We start from the raw sequence: 522 nt of genomic DNA on the forward strand, positions 1-522 counted from the left end.
GCTGTGGCGGCAGGCCGAGCGGGTGCTCGCGCCGACCCTGCTGATCTACGGCGGCCGGGACCAGCTCGTCGGCTACCGCATGGCCCGCAAGGCCGCCCGCTCCTTCCGCGACTCCCGGCTGCTGTCCCTGCCGGACGCCGGGCACGTGGCGATGATGGAGTACCCGGGCGTGGTGGCGCGGGCCTTCCGGGAGCTGATGGCGCAGGCCGGGGGCGACGGCGGCGCGGATGCCGGCAGTAGAGCGGATGCCGGCGGTGGAGACGACGGCAGTAGAAGCGACGGCAGTAGAGACGACGACAGCACGGAGACGGGCGGCCGGGGAGCCGCCGAGGGTACGGAAGCGGGGAGCTGAAGGACACCGTGGGACGCCACAGCCGCCGGGGGCCGGCCAAGCCGGCCGCGAAGGACGAGGGTCCGGAGATAGCGGCGAGGAGTGAGCGGGCGGCGCCGCGCCGCGGGGTGCCGGGACCGCCGGACGGGACGCCGGGCCACGGTGTGCCGAGATCCCCGGAGGGAGCGGCG

At 76.2% G+C, this 522-nt stretch carries 1 protein-coding gene; it reads left to right on the forward strand.

The genetic code is table 11. The annotated features are described in order from the left end of the window. On the forward strand, nucleotides 1-352 hold a 352-nt coding region (locus CCN72_RS29790), incomplete at its 5' end, for an alpha/beta fold hydrolase (RefSeq protein WP_143664243.1). Nucleotides 353-522 lie beyond the last annotated feature (170 nt).

It is taken from the genome of Streptomyces murinus, assembly GCF_002154555.1.
In the GTDB taxonomy this organism is placed as follows: domain Bacteria; phylum Actinomycetota; class Actinomycetes; order Streptomycetales; family Streptomycetaceae; genus Streptomyces; species Streptomyces murinus.